We start from the raw sequence: 20,661 nt of genomic DNA, 5'->3' as shown, positions 1-20,661 counted from the left end.
TTAACGCCCGGAAATGATTTCTGTCACGATGTCATTCAGTACACCGTTATTGACCTGAATCACCGCTTTGTGGGGATCAAAACGCAGCACGCGCGACAGCGGATCGGCGCTTTTGCCCTCAAGCAGCGAACTGACCGGCTTGCTCTGCCAGCAGTGCCGCATCTGCGTCAGCGTCATGCCGGAGAGCCGGGTTAACTGCTGTGCCAGCGCGCGATCTTCACTGCGTTGCTCAAGCAGATCGCGGATGGCCGCCTCATCCAGCGTAATCTGCTGCTGCACCAGCCAGTGTCCGAGCTGCTCTCCCTGCGCCAGGAACGGGGAGTAGATCATGCAGATCAGCTGATCTTCGCTGAGGTCAAACGCCTGTATGGCGAAGTCCGCCGCGCGCTGCCGCTGCCGCTGGATCGCGGCGTCATCCTGATAGCGCGCCGCCATCTCATCGATTAGCGCGGGCGGAAAATCTTTCTTCACCATCAGTCCCAGCGCAAAGCGCACATATTCGCGGATCCCTTCGGCATAGTGACGCTGCAGCAGCGTTTCTGCCCGCAATCCGCGCAGGTGCGCCATCAGCGTCGGATTACCGCAGTCGGATTCGGAAAAACTGAACATCAGCGCATCAAAACGGAAGCGCATAAATTCGCTGAGCAGTGCCCAGTGCGCGCCCGCTTCATAGGCGGTGTCCTGATAGATGTTGAAGAACAGTGGATTGCGCGCCAGCTGGTGGGTGATGCGGTGCGCAGGCGTCAGCTGATCGGCGCCATAAACATCGCTGAAGTAGCGCTCTGCCACGCCATCCAGCGTCTGCAGAAACCCGCTGAAGCCCCGGGTTTTGTCCGCCACTGGCGCATCAAACAGCCGTGAGAGGTGCCGCGCCCAGGCGACATAGGCGGCCTGCTCCTGTGGCGAGTCGCCGGTAACAATCAGGTCCACGCCACCGTTATAGTCTGCCGCCAGGCCAAAGGAGTTCACCATGCTGAGATTACAGGCGTTGCAGAAGGTCGAGCGCGCGTCGGCGCGAAACCGGTGGCCATTCATCAGCACGTCATTGCGGTTCTGCTGCCGCACGCTCTCCGGCATCGGCAGGTCGCGGTCAAACGGCCGGATAAGCAGGCCATCCACCACCAGGCACTCCACCCGTTCATCATCATGCATCGCCAGCGACTGATAAACGCGGTGGATATTCTCCATTACGCTCTGATTCATCGCCGCATGGCGATTGGTGCTGATCCGCAGATGAAAGGTGCTGCCCTGCTGCTGCCAGATCAGTCCCTGAATGTAACGCACGTAAGCCACCATGTAGCTGCTGTCTTTTCCCCCGCCATAGGCGAGCAGCACACGGTTATTCTCCAGCTGCTGCTGATCCGGCAACGCTGCCAGCAGGCGAAGAGAGCAGCGCTGAGCAGACTCAATGATGGCGGGTGACAGATACGCTTCCATCTCCTTCATCATGGCGGGCAGATTATTCATTTCTCACGTTTTCCTCAGGTGAACAGAATCACTTTATGGTCTGAAGCCCGGGGCTGACGGGGTCGCCGGGCCGTTTAGCGTTATGAATAATTAAGAGATGCAGCCTAAAGTACTTTGAATGTACTCTGTTGAATATGCACAGATCAGCGCGATATGGGGTGGAACAGATGGCCGATATTATCGGGGAACAGGAGAGTCAGAGCAGTCGTTACCGCCAGATCGCAGAACAGATCAAGCAGGCCATTCATGCCGGTTCGCTGGCACCTGACAGCCGTCTGCCGTCGGTGCGCACGCTGGCGACGCAGTACAATGTCAGCCTTACCACCGCCCTGAAGACACTGCGCACGCTGGAAGATGAGCGCTACGCCGTTGCCCGCCCCAAATCGGGCTTTTTTGTTGCCCCGCAGCGGCCCTCTTCGCGTCAGCTGCCCGCCGTCAGTGAACAGCCGCGCGCCATCGCGCCGCTTGATGAGCAGACAGAGCTCCATCTGGCGATGCTTGGCTCAGACTGCCGGGTGCGTCTCGATCTGGCCAACGGCGACAGTGCGCTCTATCCGGTCAAGCGCATCGGCCTGCTGATGCGTCAGATGGGCTACAGCAAACCGGCCCTGCTCGGGAATACGGTGAAGGGCACCGGCTATGCGCCGCTGAAAACAGAGATTGCCCGCCGGGCAGTGGGTTACGGCTGCAATATCAGCGCTGACGATATTCTGATCACCAACGGCTGCATTGAGGCGATCTCGCTGTCGCTGCGCGCCACGACCCAGCCGGGCGATGTGGTCGCCGTGGAATCACCCTGCTATTTCGTGCTGCTGCAGATGCTGCATAACCTCAATTTACGGGTGATTGAAGTGGAAGCCGGGCCGGAAGGATATGTCGATGTCGCGAAGCTCACCGGGCTGTTTCAGCGCAAGGCGGTGCGGGTCTTTCTCACCCTGTGCAACGTCAACAATCCGCTGGGAAAAAGCATTCCCAACGAGCATAAGGCCTATATTGCGCGGCAGGCGGATGAAAACGACGTGGTGATTATTGAGGATGATATTTTTGGCGATACTGCCTTTGGTGAACGCCGCCCTTTCCCGATGCGCGCCTTCAGCCCCAACGCCATTCTCTGCAGCGGCTTCTCTAAAACCGTGGCGCCAGGCATTCGTATCGGCTGGGTTCACAGCGTCAACTACATGCGCAAAATCGCCTCACTGAAATATACCTCAACCATGGGCACCTCGGTGCTGTCGCAGGCGGCGGTGGCGGAACTGCTGCGCAGCGGCGGCTATGATGCTCATCTGCGTAAGCTGCGGCGTGAGCTGGCACGACAAATCCGTGAAATGCGTCAGTCAGTGTTACGGGAATTTCCGGCGGGAACCCGGGTGTCCGATCCGGAAGGAGGCTATGTGCTGTGGGTTGAGATGCCCCGACAGGCGCTGAACGTGCGCGAGCTGTTTCTGAAAGCGCGCAACGCGGGCATCGGCATTGCGCCGGGCCACATTTTTGCCACCGACCAGCGCTACGATCACTGTTTCCGGCTGAATGCCGGTTTTGGCTGGAATGCGGAAGTGGAACAGGCGATTCAGCAGCTGGCACAGTGGTGCCAGCTGTCGTTAACCGATACGCAAGATTAGCTGTCGCGCCAGGCGTTCTCAACCTCTTCCGCCAGAATCTGCACCGCCCGCTCAATATTCTCTGCATCCGGCACGTAATTCATCCGCATACATTGATGGGTGTGCGGCCACGCCTGTTCCAGTCCCGGGAAGAAGAAGTGGCCCGGCACCATCAGCACGCCGCGCGCTTTCAGCCGCTGATAAAGCAATTCGGTGGTGATCGGCAGATCGCGGAACCAGAGCCAGAGGAAAATCGCCCCTTCCGGCTTGTGGATCAGGCAGCGGTCTTCCGGCAGATAGCGCCGCAGGATCGCAATGGTCTGCTGCACCTTCTGCTGATAGAACGGCTTAATCACCTCTTCGGAGAGCCGCAACAGATCGCCGCGACGGATGATCTCATTGGCAATGGCCGGACCGATACTGCCGGGTGCCAGACTGATGATGCCGTTCATATTGCTCAGCGCGGTGATGGTCTTCTCGTCAGCGATAATGATGCCGCAACGCGCACCCGGCAGGCCGAGCTTCGACAGACTCATGCAGAGAATGATGTTGGGGTTCCACAGCGGGCGCACCTCGCTGAAGATGATGCCGGGGAACGGCACGCCATAGGCATTGTCGATCAGCAGCGGCACGTCATGCTGCTGTGCCAGCGCATCGAGCTGCACCAGTTCATCATCGGTGATCACGTTGCCGGTGGGGTTGGTCGGGCGCGATACGCAGATCAGCCCGACCTCTTCATTCATCGGCAGATGCTCAAAATCGACATGATATTTAAACTGACCTTCAGGCAGCAGCTCAATGTTCGGCTTCGCCGACACAAACAGCCCCTCTTCCAGGCCGGCATCCGCATAGCCAAGATACTCAGGCGCCAGCGGGAACAGCACCCGCTTTTTGCTGCCATCGGCCCGACGACCGGCGAACAGATTGAACAGATAGAAGAAAGCGCTCTGGCTGCCGTTAGTCAGCGCAATGTTCTGTGCGGTGATGGGCCAGCCAAGCTGATCGCTCAGCAGCCCGGCCAGCGACGCCAGCAGCGTCGCTTTTCCGCGCGGGCCGTCGTAATTGCACAGCGCCTCGCTGAGTTTGCCTTCCTCATGCATCTGCTGCAGCAGTTGCTGAAAGTAGTCGTTCATGGCCGGGATCTGCGCCGGATTACCGCCGCCCAGCATGATGGTGCCGGGCGTTCGCAGGCCCGCGCCCATATCTTCCATCAGACGTGAGATGCCGGAATGTTGGGTAAATTTGTCGCCGAACTGAGAAAAAGACATAGCGGTTAAATATTTGTGATAGCGAATCGGGGGTCCACCATAACGCCCGCCATGGGCGGGCGCAATGGAAAGGCGAGGGGATTACTTCAGCGCCTGCGGGTTCACGCAGTTTTTCTCGACGCTTCCACCGAGTGCAGCGAGGAGATTCTCTACCGCATCCTGCATCATGCCGTAGCGGGTTTCGTGGGTGGCCGAACCGATATGCGGCAGCGTCACCACATTGGGCAGCGACAGCAGCGGAGAGTCGGCAGAGACCGGCTCCTGCTCAAACACATCCAGCCCGGCGGCATGCAGTTTGCCCGCCTGCAACGCGGCGATCAGCGCATTCTCATCCACCACCGGCCCGCGACCGGCGTTGATCAGCACCGCATCCGGCTTCATCAGTTCAAGCTCGGCGGCACCGATCAGATGGTGCGTCTCTTCAGTCAGCGGCAAACTGATGCAGACGAAATCACTCTGCTTCAGCAGCGCCTCCAGCTCACAACGCTGTGCGCCAAAGCGCGACTGCGCCTCTTCATGCTCGCGGCGGGCGTTGTAGAGGATTTTCATACCGAAGCCAAAGTGGGCGCGCTGCGCCAGCGCCATCCCGATACGTCCCATGCCGAGAATACCCAGCGTTTTATGGTGCACGTCGATGCCGAACTGTGCCGGACCGATGCTCTTCTGCCAGTTGCCCGCTTTGACCCAGGCATCCAGTTCCGGCACCCGACGCGCGGTACTCAGTACCAGCGCCATCATGGTGTCCGCCACGGTTTCGGTCAGCACGGTCGGCGTGTGCATCAGCACCACGTGACGCTGATTCAGCGCATCCACATCAAAATTGTCATAGCCTACAGAGACGCTGGAGCAGACGCGCAGATTGGGCATCTTCGCCAGCAGCTCACCATTCACTTTACCGCCCGATCCCAGCAGACCTTCTGCCTGCTGGAACGCCGCAGCATGTTCCTGCTGGCTTTCCGGCGAGAGATCGCTGATTTCCGTCACGTCACACTGTTCAGCCAGGCGAGCATAAAGATCGTCGGGCAGTTTTTTATAGAGAATTACAGCGGGTTTCATTCGGTGGCTCCCGGTCAATAAGTAGCGGGCGGCTTGCAGGCCGCCCGGAGAAATAGAGGCTAACGTTTACGCTTTCAGGCGGGTTTTGCACCCTGCAGCGGCGGCGCTTTGTTCTGCGCCGGTTTCACAATCAGCGTCAGCCACACCGAAACCAGCAGGGCCGATCCCATAAAGATGTAGGACGCGGACGGGCTGCCGGTGGCTCCATTAAGATAGCCGACAATCCATGAACCGATAAACGACCCCAGCGCACCCATACTGTTAATCAGCGCCATTGCGCCACCGGCGACATTGCGTGGCAGCATCTCAGGAATAATGGCGAAGAACGGTCCGTAAGGCGCATACATCGCGGCACCGGCAATCACTAACAGGGTGTAGGACATCCAGAAATTGTTCGATCCCACCAGATAAGAGCCCAGGAACGCCAGCGCGCCCACCAGCAGCAGCGGCCAGACGAACAGCTTACGGTTCTGGGTTTTATCCGACGCCCAGGAGACCACCACCATCGCAATGGTCGCCGCCAGATAAGGCACCGCAGAGAGCCAGCCCGCCTCTACCATACCCATCTGCGTGCCGTTACGCAGAATCGACGGCAGCCACAGCACAAAGCCATAGACGCCGATGCTCCAGGCAAAATATTGCAGGCAGAGAATGATCACGTTGCGGTTGCGGAACGCTTCGCTGTAGTTGCGCACCGCTTTAATATTTTCCTGCTCTTTCTGCAGTTCAGCCTGCAATGCCGCTTTCTCGGCATCGCTCATCCAGCGCGCCTGCGCCGGCTTATCCTGCACCAGGAACCACCAGGCGATCGCCCAGACCACCGCCGGAATCCCTTCGAAGATAAACATCTCACGCCAGCCAAACGATTCGATCAGATAGCCTGACACGACCGACATCCACAACACCGTGACCGGATTACCCAGGATCAGGAAGGTGTTGGCGCGTGAACGTTCCGACTTGGTAAACCAGTTGCTGATGTAGATCAGCATCGCGGGCATCACCGCGGCTTCCACCACGCCCAGAATAAAGCGAATGGCCGCCAGCATCGGAATGTTGCTGACCACGCCGGTCAGTGAGGCACAGCCGCCCCACAGGATCAGGCACCAGAAGATCAGTTTCTTGACGCTGCGGCGTTCGGCGTAAATTGCACCCGGGATCTGGAAAAAGAAGTAACCCAGGAAGAACAGCGCACCCAGCAGCGAGGACATACCTTTGGTGATGCCGAGATCGTCATTAATCCCGGCAGCAGAAGCGAAGCTAAAATTTGCACGATCGAGATACGCCAGGCTGTAGGTGATAAACACGATGGGCATGATGAACCACCAGCGTTTTGGCGCGATTGTCTGCTTTTTCATCGGGAACTCCTGTGACTGTAGAGGGGCGCGAACTACACGTCGCCCAGTTGCTGACGCGTCGGCAGACCTTCGCTGTCACCAATGACCTGAATCGCCATCGAACCAATTTTGTTGCCGCGACGAATCGCCTGCGGCAGCGACTGACCTTCCAGCAGGGCGCTGATGACGCCAACGGCAAAGCCGTCTCCGGCGCCTACGGTATCAACCACGTTGTCGACTTTTATCGCCTCAACCTGGCCCTGCTCGCCCTGCGCCGTTTTATACCAGGCACCGTCACAACCGGTTTTAATCACGACCGCTTTCACGCCCTTATCGAGATAGAAATCCGCGATCGCTTCTGGCTGACGATAGCCGGTCAGAATCAGCCCCTCTTTTTCGCCCGGCAGTACCCAGTCGGCATACTCCGCCAGCAGATTGAGCTGCTTACGCATCTCCTCTTCGCTGCGCCACAGTACCGGCCGCAGGTTAGGGTCAAACGAGATAGTTTTACCGCGCGCGCGCATCTCTTTGGCGGTGTGCTTCAGCAACTCCAGCGAACTCTCTGACAGCGCCGCCGCCACACCGCTCAGGTGCAGATGACGCGCCGAACCAAAATAGTCCGCGTTAAAATCGTCGACCGACAGATGGCTGGCCGCCGAGCCTTTACGAAAATATTCCACCAGCGGATCAGAGCCGTCATCGACTTTGGACTTGAGCTGAAAACCGGTGGGATAGCGCTTATCGACCGTCACCCGGGCGTGGTCGATACCCTCTTTTTCCAGCTGCTGGCAAATAAACCGGCCAAAAGCGTCATCGCCAATACGACTGACCCAGCCCACTTTCAGGCCAAGACGAGCCAGGCCGGTCGCCACATTGAGTTCAGCGCCCGCCGCGCGTTTAACAAAGGTCTCTGCTGCGGCCAGGTCGCCGGTTTCACGGGCGATGAACATCGCCATCGCTTCACCGATAGTGACAACATCAAGCGGACCGTTGTGATGCATAGTGTGATGCGTGGTCATCTTCACTCCTTACACGTTACGCAGCAGCGACACGTAGTGGCGTGTCACCGCAGTCAGATCGTCGCCTTCCAGCGGAAATTCAATACCGCGCGGTGCCTGTGCGGGCAACTGTTGCAGCAGTGTGCGCCAGTGGTCATCAGCCTCATCCAGCGCAATCGCGCGGTAGCTATCCTGGTGCGCCACGGCGGCTTTGACATGCACATAGCCCACCTGCGCAGCCAGCTGCTGCGCCGCCTGATCGGCATCCTCACCGGTCCAGCACCAGTTACCCATATCAAAGGTCATGCTGATCGGAAGATCCGCTTCCCTGACCGCCGTGAAAAAGGCGACTGACGGAGCCAGTCGGCCATGCTCAGTCTGGTCATTTTCCACCGTCAGCTGAAACGGCAGATCTGCCAGCAGCGCCTGCAACGCTTCGCGAGGCAGCGCACCAGTGAACTCTCCCAGCGCCACTTTCAGCCGCTGAGCGTTTAACTGGCGTGCTTCTTCAACGTAGTGGGTTATACGGGGATTGATTTCGCCGCCGTCACAAAACAGCGTATCGGGCACCGAATAGCTGCTGTGCAGCTGATGCTGCGCCACCGCCCGGGCCAGTGCCGGCAGATCGGCCAGTGCCGCGTCATCAAGCAGTTCGCGGCGGATTTCGACCCCGTCTGCGCCCGCCTGCTGGATAATCGGCAGCAGCGCACGCTGACCGCCGAGAGCGGCGATCTGTGCGTGGCCATATGCGGCGGTCACCACGATGATGTCAGGTTTCATGTTCTACTCCATGGCAGGGTTCTGCCCATAACGAATACAAAAACCCTAAATGGAACCGGTTCCAAAGCAAAGCAGCAAACTGTGAAATTATGATCGTGCTCACGAAGCGAGCACGTAAACGGAAGGTTAAATCTGAAATTCAGTTAAGAGGCTGGCTGGAGCCGCGAACGATAAGTTCGCCAGAGAAGACCTGCTCGGCAATCGGCAATCCGCTGCCTTCGATGCGCGTAATCAGTCGTTCCAGCGCACTGTAGCCAATCTGCCAGGTGGGCTGTTTCAGCGTGGTGATACCGACACCGGCCAGCGCCGCCCACTCCAGTTCGTCAAAACCGAGCAGGCCGATATCGCGGCCCCAGTGCAGATTGAGTCGCTGTAGCGATCGCGCTACCTGCAGGGTCAGCGCCCCGTTGGCGACCATCACTGCGCAACGTTTGCCGGTGTGACGCTGATGAAAGGCCAGCAGCGCCTGATCCAGCGCGGCGGGCTGATGCAGCGCCACTTCCGTATTCTCATGCTCAACCTGCGGATGCTCTGCCAATAGCTGGCGGAAGGCCTGCAGGCGCTCACGGCGCGTGTTGACGCTGCCCAGCGGCTCGCTAAGAAACAGCAGCGCATCATAGCCATTGTCGACCAGATGCCGCGTTGCCGTTTCAGCTGCCTCGGCGTTATTCAGGCCCACCACATCGCAGGGAAAATCGGGGATTTTACGGTCAATCAGCACCATCGGCAGCAGGGATTGTTGCAGATGGTTCAGCACCTCTTCGCGCATCCCGACTGCGTTTACCACAATGCCCTCAACCTGATAGCTGCTCAGCAATTGCAGATAGTGCTGCTCCAGATCCACTTCGTTATTGGTGTTACACATCAGCAGCGTGAAGCCCTGCTCGCGGCAGGCAGCTTCAATACCGCTCATGACATCAACAGAATAGGGATTGGTGATATCGGCGATAATCAGCCCGATCAGGCGGGTACGTCCGCGCTTCAGGCCGCGCGCCATCTGACTCGGGCGATAGCTGAGATCAGCAATAGCCTGTTCGATCCGCGCTTTCAGACCGGCAGAGAGCAGATGCAGTTCACCATTGAGATAGCGTGAAACGCTGGTTTTACCGGTTCGTGCCGCGTGAGCAACATCGCTGATGGTGGCGCGAGGCGGCCTGATTTTCATGAGATATCCTGCGTAATAAGAAACCCGGCAGAGACTAGCACAAGCAAAGCCCGGCGCAAAAAGCGCTACGCCGGTAATTGCAGCCAGGGTTGCCACAGGGTCTGTAACGTTTCCGGCGGTGCGCCATCAATCAGCCGGATGACCATTTCAGCCACCTGTTCACCGGCCTGATGCGGCGTCGCCTGGCGAATGGCGACAATGGGATGATCGAGAATCGCATCTCGCGGCAATCCTTCCCAGCCCGCCAGCAGAATGGCACCCTCGCCCGCTGCACGCCCCGCCAGTTGCAGCGCCAGAGCCGCGCCTTCAGCCAGCGCAGCGCAGTCGGTGATGATCACTTCCGGTGCTGGCCCCTCTGCCAGCCACTCCCGGGTTTGCTGATAGCCGGCGCGACGCGACGGTGCCACCGCCGCCATCGCGTAAGGCGTAACTTCCCCCAGCGCCGTCAGATAACCCTGACGCCGGTCACGCACCCGCGTACTGTTTTCATTGCTGCCAAGCCAGGCTATCCGCTGCCGTCCCTGCGCCAGCGACCAGCCCACCGCCAGCTGTGAACCGGCAAGGTGATCAACATCAAACCACGCATAGGTCGATGGCAGATCGCTGCGGCCCAGCGCCAGAAAACGAAAATTGGTCTGGAGCAGAGCATGAAGCCGACTGTCTTCTGGCGTGGTGTGGCCGACGATCAGGGCATCAACGGCGCCACTGCGCAGCAGGCGTGTCAGCGTCGCCTGACTCTGCTGCTTATCCGCCAGCAACAGCAGGTTAATGTCATAACGGGCAAGGTAATGCTCCAGCGCCAGCAGCATGTCGCTGAAGTCGCTGCCATTCAGGGGAGAGGCGCCGATCGGGTAGACGAACCCCACCGCGTTAGCACGGCCGGTTTTCAGACGCCGGGCCGCCGCATTAGGCCGATAACCACGCCGCTGCGCTTCCTCTTCGATGCGTTTACGCGTCTCCTGAGCGACATCCTGATAACCATTGAGGGCGCGGCTGACGGTCGTTACGGAAAGACCTAAAACCGTAGCGATGGCTTTAAGAGACATGGGAAGGCGTCCATTGATCAATTTTTGATCAGACTACCATAAAGCCTCTGCTGGCTCTATTCGCAGAAACATTACTGATACTTTTAACGCGATGCTTTACAGAAAAAAGGCGCCCCCGGGCGGGGGCGACCGCGTTTATCCCAGCGGGCTGAGCGTGATCTCAACACGACGATTTTGCGCTTTGCCTGCTTCGGTGCTGTTGCTGGCAACCGGGTTATCCGGGCCTGCGCCCTGCGTGCGCAGGCGGTCGCTGGCAACACCCTGCACGATCAACGCGCTGGCGACGCTTTCAGCACGCTGCTGTGACAGACGCGTGTTCAGCGCGCGGGTGCCGGTGCTGTCGGTATAACCCACTACGTTTACCGCGGTTTTCGGATACTCTTTCAGCACCATTGAAACACCTGTCAGTGTGTTCGCGCCGGCAGGTTTCAGATTGCTGCTGCTGGAGTCGAAGGTGACATTGTTTGGCATATTCAGGACGATGTTATCGCCATTACGGGTCACGCTGACGCCCGTACCGCGCATCTTGTCGCGCAGTTTCGCTTCCTGCACATCCATGTAGTAGCCCACGCCACCGCCCAGTGCGGCTCCGCCTGCAGCACCAATCAGCGCACCTTTACGGCGATCTTTCTTCGACGAGGAGAGTACGCCGACACCGGCACCCACTAACGCACCCAGGCCTGCGCCCACACCTGACTTACCCGCCTGAGATTCGCCGGTGTAAGGATTGGTGGTACAACCTGGCAGGGCCAGACTGCCGCTTAATAACAAGGTGATGGCGATTAATTTCTTCTGCATTTTTGTTCCCTTACATTCGACACACAGGGGAAAACCTTTCCCATAAGTGGCACGATTATGCCGCCTGGTGGCCGGGAATGTAGTGAGGAAAAATCCTGATTTAGCGGGAATTACGCCTTTTGGTTGTCAGGATGGCAAAAACAGTTGCTCTGATGATCGTTTATCAGCCCGCAGGCCTGCATAAAGGAGTAGCAGATTGTGGGGCCGATGAATTTGAAACCACGCTGCTTTAGCGCCTTCGAGAGCGCAATGGCCTGCTCTGACGTGGTGGGAGCTTGGCTATAGTCAGGATAATGGTGAACGATTTGCACGTTATCGACAAATTGCCAGACGAAGTGGCTGAAATCCTCCCCTTTTGCTTCCATCTGGAGATAAGCACGGGCGTTGGCGATAATCGCCGCGATTTTTCCGGCGTGGCGGATAATGCCGCTGTTGAGCATCAGCGTGTCGATCTCTGCCGCATCCATCAACGCTATGGCCTGCGGATCAAACTGGTGAAACGCCGCCCGATAGTTTTCCCGCTTTTTCAGCACGGTAATCCAGGATAACCCCGCCTGCTGTCCTTCCAGACAGAGCATCTCAAACAGCGCACGCTTGTCTCTCTGTGCCACACCCCACTCCCTGTCGTGATAAGCCAGATAGAGGGGATCCTGCGTTACCCAACCACATCGTTGCATCGCTTTGTTCCTTTATAACGAGAATATTTTAGCGGTCCGCTTGATCTTAGAATTAATCGGTTGATAGTTAAACGATCACCGGTTAAATAACAGAGACGGGCCGAAATTTAATTTAAACGCCGGATAATAACTTCAGCCTTGCCTGGAGAAGCGATGTTGCCGAGAAGCGGTTGGAAAGGTCTGCGGATCTGCTGTGCTGTATGGCTGTTAATCTTAACGCAACCGACTTTTGCGCGCGGCGGCATCTCTGCGCCTCAGCATCCCGACTTTCTGCCCGACTACGATACGATTCTGGCGGAGAAGATCGCCCTGACGCCACTCGCCTTCAGCGATGAGAGCCGCGCCCTGTTTGAAGCCGCCATCAACTCTCCCACCGCGTCACCCATCGCCGTCCACAGTGAAACCGGCAGCGTAGGCACCACCCCGCTGGGAAAACGCTATCGGGCTGGGGTTGACCTGCCCATTGCCCCGTCATTTACCACCGGGCCGGTGGCGCAGTATGCCGTTGATCCACAGCAGATGAACTGTCTGCAATGTGACTACAGCGATCAGCAGAGTCGTGAGCAGAGCGCCAGCGTCGGCTGGCGCATCGATTCGCAGCAGGGATGGATATCGCCCTGGGCGCAGCTGAGTTATCACTATCTGCTGGCAGACACGCCGCAGAATCCCCGGCGTGAGGCGACGAACGGCACCGATCAGTCCGAAGGCATCGATCTGAGCATCGGTGCACAAGTGCCTCTGAACGATAATCTGGCGGCTTTCGCCGCGTTTTCACAAAGCGAAGCGCTGAATAACCAGGAGCAGCAACTTTATACCTTTGGCTTCAGCGCCAGCTTCTGACCGGGGCATGAAAAGAGAAAGGGAATCGGGCGTTTAAAATATAATGAGTCCGCTAATCATTATACTGGTAACACTATGCGCAACGATTTGACAATTATTGGCCGTAAAATGACGGTCTTCATACTGGCAGCACTCTTTCTCGCTCTGATGATATTGCCCATCTATATTGATGTGGCCTGGATGAATGATGCGCTGCACGAAACCTCTTTTACTGAAACCACCCAGGAAATCATGCTGGCGGTGATTGCCGCCCTGTTCTTTATTGCGGCCCAGCGCCGTCCGGCTCAGCGCGGCGCGCTGACCTTAGTGGCGGGCTTCTATAGCTGTATGCTGATCCGTGAGCTCGACTTTGTGTTTGATACCATCCAGCATGGCAGCTGGATCTGGTTCGCCCTGGCGGTGACGGCCGGTTGTCTGGCCGTCGCGCTGCGAACGCCGAAAAAAACCCTGCACGCGCTGGCCAGGCTGCTGCAACACCGCAGCTGGCCGGTGATGGCCTCCGGCTTTTTAGTGGTGCTGGTCTTCTCACGACTGTTTGGTATTCATGCGTTGTGGCAGCACCTGATGCTGGGCGATTACAACCGCGTGGTGAAAAACATGGCCGAAGAGGGTACCGAACTGCTGGGTTACGGCCTGTGCTGGCTGGCCTCGGTTCGCTATCTATGGCAGACCCGTCCGGCCGCCGCTGCCGTCAGCGTGCACGCCACCGAATCTGCACCGGCCCGTCACGCCACTTCTCCGGTCACCTCGCACTGATCCGCACTCTTGCTTTTTAAGCGATCCGCATCATTAAAAAAGGTACAATAAACACTTCTGCGTCGGCGACGGGTTCCCGGCGCAAGGTGTTCGTTAACCTCAGGTCTTTTCATGTCAGCTAAAATCTTAACTTCAACGCTCATTGGCCTGGATGCCTTCCGACAGGATCCGCTGACTGCCCTGCAGCAGGCGGAAAAGGGCACGCTGGCGGTGTTAGATAATTATGCGCCGGTGATGTACGCCATCACACCTAAGCGTCTGGCTGAGCTGCTGGCGCTGGAAGCCGCCGCCCGGCAGCCGAATGATGTGGCGCTGGATGACAGCCTGTATGACGATTCCCCCGCCGCGATCCATACGCCGGCAGGTAAGTTCGCCATGTATCAGGGCTGGCAGCCGGATGCCGACTTTACGCGCCAGGCCGCGATCTGGGGTGTGTCGCTGGGCGAACCAGTGACCCCCAGCGAGCTGGCGGCCTTTGTGGCTTACTGGCAGGCGGAAGGCCGGATGTTCCATCATGTACAGTGGCAACAGAAACTGGCACGCAGCATTCAGATGAACCGTGCCGCAAACGGCGGGCAACCGAAGCGTGATATCACGCAGTTGCCCGATCCTGACCGTACCATTCCCGATGGTTTCCGAGGTGAATGATGAAAACGCCAAACGATCTCTTTAACCGTCTGAAAAAAATGATGCCCGCAGGCACCCGTCCTAAATTTGCCAATGGCGAAGAGCTGCTGGCGTGGAATCAGGAGCAGGGTCGCCTGCGATCAGAGGCGATTGTGCGTGAGAATCGCGCAATGAAAATGCAGCGCGTAATGGGCCGTTCCGGCATTCGCGAGCTGCATATGAACTGCTCATTTGATAATTACCGGGTAGAGAATGAGGGACAGCGCAAGGCGCTGGAACTGGCGCGTCAGTATGCCGCTGAATTTGATGGCAGCATCGCCAGTTTTGTCTTTTCAGGCCGTCCCGGCACCGGTAAAAACCATCTGGCCGCCGCGATTGGCAACGACCTGATCCTGCGCGGTAAAAGCGTGCTGATCGTGACGGTTGCTGATTTGATGTCGAGCATGAAGGGCACCTTCAGCGGCAGCAGCGGTATTACCGAAGAGCGGCTGATTCAGGATCTCAGCAGTGTTGATCTGCTGGTGATTGATGAGATCGGTATGCAGAGTGAATCGCGCTACGAAAAAGTGATTATTAACCAGATTGTCGATCGCCGATCCTCCTCGAAACGCCCGACCGGCATGTTATCCAACCTCGACCATGCGGGCATGAATACGCTGCTGGGCGAACGTGTCATGGACCGTATGCGCCTCGGCAACAGCCTGTGGGTGCGCTTCGACTGGGAAAGCTATCGCAGTCGGGTACGCGGCGACGAATATTAAACAGTGACCCGGCAGCGCCGGGTCACTGCGCTCATCGGGCCAGGAGTCCCTCTTCATAACGACGAGCTACACCGCCTTTGCCCTTCCGCCCATGCCCGGCGCAGCCGGACGCGCTGAGTCAGGATCATTCCGACGTCCGGCCACTGGTGCAGCAGAAAACCCGGCATTAATCCCACGATCTGATCGCGGTCACGATCTTAGCCACAGGCGATCAGGTTGTGTGAAACCGCCCGCAAAAGTGTGGGATGTGGAATACGTATGGGCTGATACACTCAATTCTTACTCCTCTGTTGAGTGAACCCGTAATGAAAACGAACGGCAAAGGCCCGGCACTACTGCGACTGAATAACCAGAAACGGGTGATGACTCAGCTGCGTAAGCTGCGCGTGACGTCGCGTCAGGATCTGGCGGAGGCGCTGACACTCAGCAAAAATACCGTCTCATTAATCATTGATGACCTGCTGGAGCAGGGTCTGATAGAGGAGCTGGGGCCGGTCAGCGTCGCGTCCGCCGGACGGCCTAAAATCGGGATTACCCTGCGGCCGGAAAAACTCAAGAGCGCAGGCATCATGGTGGAACGCAACGTCATCCACTGGCGGGTCTGCGACTATTTTTCACAGGTGCTGGCTGAAAAGACGCTGCGCACCGATACCAGTAACCCGACCCGACTGCTGGCTGAGCTGGCGATGCTGTGCCGGGAACTGATGAAAAGCTATCCTGATTTGCTCGGCATTGGCCTGGGTTTTCCCGGTATCGTCGATCCCCGGCGCGGCTGGATGCATATTTCATTGCCCCTCGAATGGCAGGATGTTGACCTGCTGGGCGCGCTGAGTAAGCACGTCAGTCTCCCCATCCGCATTATGAATAATGTCAAAGCCGCTGCGCTGCTGGCGGTACAGCTGCGTGGATTATCAGTGGAGAGCGGTCACTTTTATCTGCGTATTTCCGAGGGAATTGGCGGTGCACTGGTACAGCATGGCGAAGTATTTACCGGGCACAGCTGGACGGCGGGCGAGGCGGGACATCTGGTTGTCCAGCCCGACGGCCCGCGTTGCAGCTGTGGCCGCCGCGGTTGCCTGGAAGCGCTGGTCAGCCAGCCTGCGGTTAAACAGCAGCTGGCGCAGCGTCAGCCTGGCCTGAGCTGGCAGAACCGCGACAGCGCGCCACGGGTGGTGGATGAGGTGATGGCGCAGGCGGGTGGCTATCTGGGTGCGGCGCTGAGTCAGATTATGCTGCTGCTCAATCCCGCCACCATCATCATTGATTGTCCGTGGAACGCCAGTGAAGTCTTCTGCAAGGCGGTGCGCACTACCGCACACGGCAACGCGCTGGCCTTTACCGCCGCACATACCCTGCTGCACTTTCCTGAGCAGCGGATCGATCCGGCCAACGGGCTGGCGCTGGCGGTGCTGGAGCAGAGTGAGCAGCGGATGATCTAGTGGCTCAAGCCGCCCTGATTCATCCGGTATCCATCCACCTCAGACTGAACGCTTCCTGCTACAACACATTCTCCCCAAAATGCTGGCGATACTCTTTCGGCGTGGTGTCGTAGCTTTTGCGGAAGACCGAATAGAAGTATTGCAGCGAAGGATAGCCGCACATCTGCGAGATCTCGTTGATGTTGAGCGATGAAGAGGCCAGCAGTTCGCGCGCTTTTTCCAGTTTTTCACGGTGGATCATCGCATGGAGGGTGTCGCCGGTCTCATCCCGAAAGCGTTTTTCCAGATTAGAGCGCGATAGCCCGACTGCATCCAGCACCTGCTCCACTTTGATCCCCTTACAGGCGTTGAAGCGGATGTAGTGCATCGCCTGAATCACCGCCGGATCGCGCAGCGAGCGGAAGTCGGTAGAGCGCCGGGCGATGACTTTCACCGGCGGCACCAGGATGCGCTGAAGCGGTAAGGGTTGCTTATCCAGTAGCCGATGCAGCAGTTTGGCCGCCTGATAGCCCATCTGCCGTGAGCCCTGCGCCACGGACGAGAGCGCCACGCGTGACAGATAGCGGGTCAGCTCCTCATTATCAATCCCGATCACCGTAAGCTTCTCCGGCACCGGTATTTTCAGGTGTTCGCACGCCTGCAGCAGGTGTCGCGCCCGTGAATCCGTGACGGCGATAATGCCGGTTTGCGGCGGCAGTGTCTGCAGCCAGTCGGCGAGACGGTTCTGGGCGTGCTGCCAGTTTTCCGGCGCGGTTTCCATGCCCTGATAGACCACGCCCTGATAGCGTTCACGTCCCACCAACTGGCGAAACGCCTGTTCACGCTCCTGTGCCCAGCGCTTGCCGCTGGAGGCCGGTAAACCATAAAAGGCAAAGCGATTAATGCCCTTCTCTTTCAGATGCAGAAAGGCTTTCTCCACCAGCGCGGCGTTGTCAGTCGCGATGTAGTGCACCGGCGGATAATCCTCCTGCCGGTGGTAAGAGCCGCCAACGCCGACAATCGGCACGGAGACATTCGACAGCAGGGTTTCGATGGAGCGATCGTCGTAATCGGCGATCACCCCATCGCCCAGCCACTCCCGGATGTTGTCGATGCGGCAGCGGAAATCTTCTTCGATGAAGATATCCCAGTCAGTCTGCGACGCCTGCAGATACTCACCGACGCCCTCCACAACCTGACGGTCATACACTTTATTGGCGTTAAACAGCAGGGTAATGCGATAGCGTTTATCATGCATGATGGCGCGTTCCCTTAAATCCTCAGCGCATTGCATAACACGGCTGAAAGGGGCAAAAAAATTGTTTGCGCCACAATGTGATCGCCCGCGCGATTACACCCGACGCCGCGTTGCCGTATCCATCCACACCGCCAGCAGCAGAATCGCGCCTTTGACGATGTACTGCCAGAAAGTCGGCACATCCATCATGCTCATGCCGTTATCCAGCGAGGCCATAATAAACGCCCCCATGACTGCGCCCGCAACCGAACCCACGCCACCCGCCAGGCTGGTGCCGCCGATCACACAGGCGGCGATAGCGTCGAGTTCCGCAATGTTACCCGCCGACGGCGAGCCTGCGCCCAGCCGTGAACTGAGGATCAGCCCGGCAATCGCCACCATCACACCGTTGATGGCAAACACCGCCAGCTTGGTGCGCGCCACGTTAATGCCAGACAGGCGCGCAGCATCAATGTTGCCGCCGATGGCGTAGATACGACGGCCAAACGCGGTGTGGGTTGCCATAAACATGCCCGCCAGCAACAGCACGGCCAGCAGTAACACCGGGGTCGGCACGCCGCGATAGTCGTTGAGCAACCAGATGGCACCCAGCACTAAGATGGCGGTGATCGCCTGACGCCCGACGGTGCCGCTGGCTGCGCCCTGCGCCAGTCCGAGCTGCTGACGACGCAGCCGCAGCCGCCACTGCCACAACATAAACAACGCCAGACCGGCAAAGCCAAAGCCGAAACCGACGCCGCCCGGCAGATAACTCTGACCAATCTGCGACATGCCTGGCGTGATCGGCGCAACCGTAGTGCCATCGGTAATTCCGACCAGAACACCGCGGAAAGCCAGCATCCCCGCCAGCGTCACGATAAACGAAGGCACTTTACGGTAGGCCACCCACCAGCCATTCCACGTGCCAAGCAGTAATCCCATCACCAGCGTTACCACGATGGTCAGCGGCAGAGGCCAGCCGAGCCAGACGTCGAATATCGCCGCCGCGCCACCCAGCAGGCCCATCATAGAACCGACTGACAGGTCGATCTCCGCCGAGATAATCACGAACACCATACCCACGGCCAGAATGCCGGTGATGGCGGTCTGACGCAGCAGGTTGGAGACGTTACGCGCACTGAGCCACGAGCCGTCTGTGGTCCAGGTAAAGAACAGGGCAATCAGCACAATTGCGCCCAGCATCACCAGAACCTGCAAATTAGGCAGTGTGAACCTGCCCGGTGACGGTTTGCCCGGCGTGCCGGAGAGGCGGCTTTGGGTACTTTCACTTTTAAGCATAATGTTCACTCCGCAGGGCAGCTTCCATCACCTGCTCCTGAGTCAGGTTATCGTTAATCAAATCGGCTTTGATCTGCCCTTCATGCATCACCAGCACCCGATCGCTCAGGCCCAGCACTTCCGGCAGCTCAGAGGAAATCACAATCACCGCGATACTTTGCTGAACCAGTGCATTGATCAGCAGATAGATCTCCTGACGTGCGCCCACATCAATGCCGCGCGTCGGTTCATCGAGGATCAGGATTTTTGGATTGAGCAGCAGACATTTCGCCAGAATCGCTTTCTGCTGGTTGCCGCCGCTCAAACGGCCAATCGGCAGTTCTGATGAGGAGGTTTTCACCCGCAGCCGACCGATCGCGTCGTTGATCGCCTGCTGCTCCTGCGCTTCATCCAGCGTTGAGAGCCGGTGGCTGAACTGGTCCAGCGCCGCCAGGGTAATATTTTTGCCCACCGCCATCAGCGGCACGATGGCATCTTTTTTACGATCTTCCGGCACCATAGCGATGCCGTGCGCAATAGCGGCGCGGCAATCGGTGATGTTGACCTGTTTGCCATTGATCCAGATATCGCCCTGCCAGCGTCCTGGCCAGACGCCAAACAGACACTGCACCGTTTCCGTCCTGCCTGCGCCTACCAGCCCGGCAATGCCGAGGATTTCACCGCGTCTGAGAGAGAACGAAACATTGTTAACGCGGCGGATGTGGCGGTTAACCGGATGCCAGGCGGTGAGGTTTTCAACTTTCAGTATCACGTCGCCAATCTGATGCGGCGCGTGGGGATAGAGCGCGGTCAGCTCGCGTCCTACCATCATGGTGATGATGTCATCTTCGCTCAGGCCCGCTGCCGGACGGGTAGCAATATGCTGGCCGTCACGAATCACGCAGATGGTATCGGAGATCGCCTTAACCTCATTCAGCTTGTGCGAGATGTAGATGCAGGCAATGCCGTGTTCACGCAGATTGCGGATGATGCCGAGCAGCACGTCCGTTTCCTGCTCCGTCAGGGAAGAGGTCGGCTCATCCAGAATCAGCAACCGGACCTGTTTGTTAAGGGCGCGGGCAATCTCCACCAGTTGCTGCTGCCCAAGGCCTAACTCACCGACCCGGGTGGCGGGAGAGACATTCAGCCCGACCCGCGCCAGCAGTTGCTGGCAGCGCAGGGTCATGGTTTCATCATCCACCATGCCGAAACGGCTCAGTTCGGCACCGAGGAAAATGTTCTCCATCACCGTCAGTTGCCGCACCAGCGCCAGCTCCTGATGAATAATCACAATGCCTTTACGCTCGGTATCGCGAATGGTCTGCGCCTGAATGTCGTCGCCAGAGAAGTGAATCTGCCCTTCAAAATCACCGTGCGGATAGAGTCCGCACAGGATTTTCATCAGCGTCGATTTGCCCGAGCCATTCTCACCACACAGCGACATCACTTCGCCCGCCTCAAGTTGCAGGCTGACATCATTCAGCGCCTTCACGGCACCGAAACGCTTGGTGATATTTTTCATTTCCAGCAGCATCGACTGTTCTCCCTCACGCTATG

Annotated in this window: 19 protein-coding genes; 6 read left to right on the top strand and 13 right to left on the bottom strand. The window is 58.2% G+C overall.

Going from position 1 to position 20,661, the window contains the following annotated elements:
- A complete protein-coding gene (locus AC6I8B_RS00205; protein WP_346438437.1) occupies positions 1-1,467 on the bottom strand; it encodes a hypothetical protein in 1,467 nt (488 codons plus the stop codon).
- A 167-nt stretch (positions 1,468-1,634) separates the two neighbouring features.
- On the opposite strand from AC6I8B_RS00205, the gene AC6I8B_RS00200 reads away from it, so the two are divergent.
- Entirely contained in the window at positions 1,635-3,086 is a 1,452-nt protein-coding gene (locus AC6I8B_RS00200; protein ID WP_010258912.1) for an aminotransferase-like domain-containing protein, read from the top strand.
- Here the strand turns inward: AC6I8B_RS00200 and AC6I8B_RS00195 are convergent.
- The 9 genes from AC6I8B_RS00195 to AC6I8B_RS00155 form a co-directional block, all read right to left on the bottom strand.
- Positions 3,083-4,333 carry a valine--pyruvate transaminase gene (locus AC6I8B_RS00195; RefSeq protein WP_497817551.1) on the bottom strand — a complete coding sequence of 417 codons (1,251 nt, stop codon included), beginning with the start codon at positions 4,331-4,333 and terminating at the stop codon, positions 3,083-3,085. The two genes, AC6I8B_RS00200 and AC6I8B_RS00195, sit on opposite strands and share 4 nt — an antisense overlap.
- Before the next feature lie 81 nt (positions 4,334-4,414).
- Entirely contained in the window at positions 4,415-5,389 is a 975-nt protein-coding gene (gene ghrB / locus AC6I8B_RS00190; protein WP_010258910.1) for a glyoxylate/hydroxypyruvate reductase GhrB, read from the bottom strand.
- 74 nt (positions 5,390-5,463) lie between these two features.
- Positions 5,464-6,744 carry an MFS transporter gene (locus AC6I8B_RS00185; RefSeq protein ID WP_010258909.1) on the bottom strand — a complete coding sequence of 427 codons (1,281 nt, stop codon included), beginning with the start codon at positions 6,742-6,744 and terminating at the stop codon, positions 5,464-5,466.
- A gap of 32 nt (positions 6,745-6,776) precedes the next feature.
- Positions 6,777-7,742, bottom strand: a complete 966-nt coding sequence (locus AC6I8B_RS00180) for a sugar kinase (RefSeq protein ID WP_010258908.1) — start codon at positions 7,740-7,742, stop codon at positions 6,777-6,779.
- Between the two features lie 9 nt (positions 7,743-7,751).
- On the bottom strand, positions 7,752-8,501 hold the full coding sequence (locus AC6I8B_RS00175) for a hypothetical protein (protein ID WP_010258907.1): 750 nt from the start codon (positions 8,499-8,501) through the stop codon (positions 7,752-7,754).
- A gap of 139 nt (positions 8,502-8,640) precedes the next feature.
- Positions 8,641-9,666 (bottom strand): LacI family DNA-binding transcriptional regulator, encoded by a 1,026-nt coding sequence (locus AC6I8B_RS00170; protein WP_497817550.1) that lies wholly within the window; start codon positions 9,664-9,666, stop codon positions 8,641-8,643.
- A 65-nt stretch (positions 9,667-9,731) separates the two neighbouring features.
- Positions 9,732-10,712, bottom strand: a complete 981-nt coding sequence (locus AC6I8B_RS00165; RefSeq protein WP_497817549.1) for a LacI family DNA-binding transcriptional regulator — start codon at positions 10,710-10,712, stop codon at positions 9,732-9,734.
- Between the two features lie 135 nt (positions 10,713-10,847).
- Positions 10,848-11,510 (bottom strand): OmpA family lipoprotein, encoded by a 663-nt coding sequence (locus AC6I8B_RS00160; protein ID WP_033768418.1) that lies wholly within the window; start codon positions 11,508-11,510, stop codon positions 10,848-10,850.
- Positions 11,511-11,620: 110 nt separating this feature from the next.
- On the bottom strand, positions 11,621-12,187 hold the full coding sequence (locus AC6I8B_RS00155; RefSeq protein ID WP_045139480.1) for a DNA-3-methyladenine glycosylase I: 567 nt from the start codon (positions 12,185-12,187) through the stop codon (positions 11,621-11,623).
- A gap of 153 nt (positions 12,188-12,340) precedes the next feature.
- On the opposite strand from AC6I8B_RS00155, the gene AC6I8B_RS00150 reads away from it, so the two are divergent.
- The 5 genes from AC6I8B_RS00150 (at position 12,341) to AC6I8B_RS00130 (ending at position 16,610) form a co-directional block, all read left to right on the top strand.
- Entirely contained in the window at positions 12,341-13,027 is a 687-nt protein-coding gene (locus AC6I8B_RS00150; RefSeq protein ID WP_010258902.1) for an autotransporter, read from the top strand.
- A gap of 75 nt (positions 13,028-13,102) precedes the next feature.
- Positions 13,103-13,783 (top strand): hypothetical protein, encoded by a 681-nt coding sequence (locus AC6I8B_RS00145; RefSeq protein ID WP_497817548.1) that lies wholly within the window; start codon positions 13,103-13,105, stop codon positions 13,781-13,783.
- Between the two features lie 111 nt (positions 13,784-13,894).
- Positions 13,895-14,431 (top strand): primosomal protein DnaT, encoded by a 537-nt coding sequence (gene dnaT, locus AC6I8B_RS00140; RefSeq protein WP_010258900.1) that lies wholly within the window; start codon positions 13,895-13,897, stop codon positions 14,429-14,431.
- Positions 14,431-15,171, top strand: a complete 741-nt coding sequence (gene dnaC / locus AC6I8B_RS00135) for a replicative helicase loader DnaC (RefSeq protein WP_010258898.1) — start codon at positions 14,431-14,433, stop codon at positions 15,169-15,171. Before dnaT ends, dnaC begins: the two co-directional genes overlap by 1 nt.
- Positions 15,172-15,476: 305 nt before the next feature.
- Positions 15,477-16,610, top strand: a complete 1,134-nt coding sequence (locus AC6I8B_RS00130; protein ID WP_022624794.1) for an ROK family transcriptional regulator — start codon at positions 15,477-15,479, stop codon at positions 16,608-16,610.
- A 58-nt stretch (positions 16,611-16,668) separates the two neighbouring features.
- Here AC6I8B_RS00130 and xylR read toward each other — a convergent pair whose 3' ends face one another.
- The 3 genes from xylR to AC6I8B_RS00115 form a co-directional block, all read right to left on the bottom strand.
- Entirely contained in the window at positions 16,669-17,847 is a 1,179-nt protein-coding gene (xylR, locus tag AC6I8B_RS00125) for a D-xylose utilization transcriptional activator XylR (protein WP_163638502.1), read from the bottom strand.
- A 93-nt stretch (positions 17,848-17,940) separates the two neighbouring features.
- Positions 17,941-19,125: a xylose ABC transporter permease XylH gene (gene xylH / locus AC6I8B_RS00120; protein WP_497817547.1), complete on the bottom strand. Its 1,185-nt coding sequence runs from the start codon at positions 19,123-19,125 to the stop codon at positions 17,941-17,943.
- Positions 19,118-20,638 carry a xylose ABC transporter ATP-binding protein gene (locus AC6I8B_RS00115; RefSeq protein ID WP_497817546.1) on the bottom strand — a complete coding sequence of 507 codons (1,521 nt, stop codon included), beginning with the start codon at positions 20,636-20,638 and terminating at the stop codon, positions 19,118-19,120. The genes xylH and AC6I8B_RS00115 overlap by 8 nt, the downstream gene beginning before the upstream one ends.
- Between the last annotated feature and the right edge of the window lie 23 nt (positions 20,639-20,661).

Source organism: Pantoea sp. X-Soil-ISGK-285, from assembly GCF_059730815.1.
This window is presented reverse-complemented; position numbering and strand designations above follow the sequence as displayed.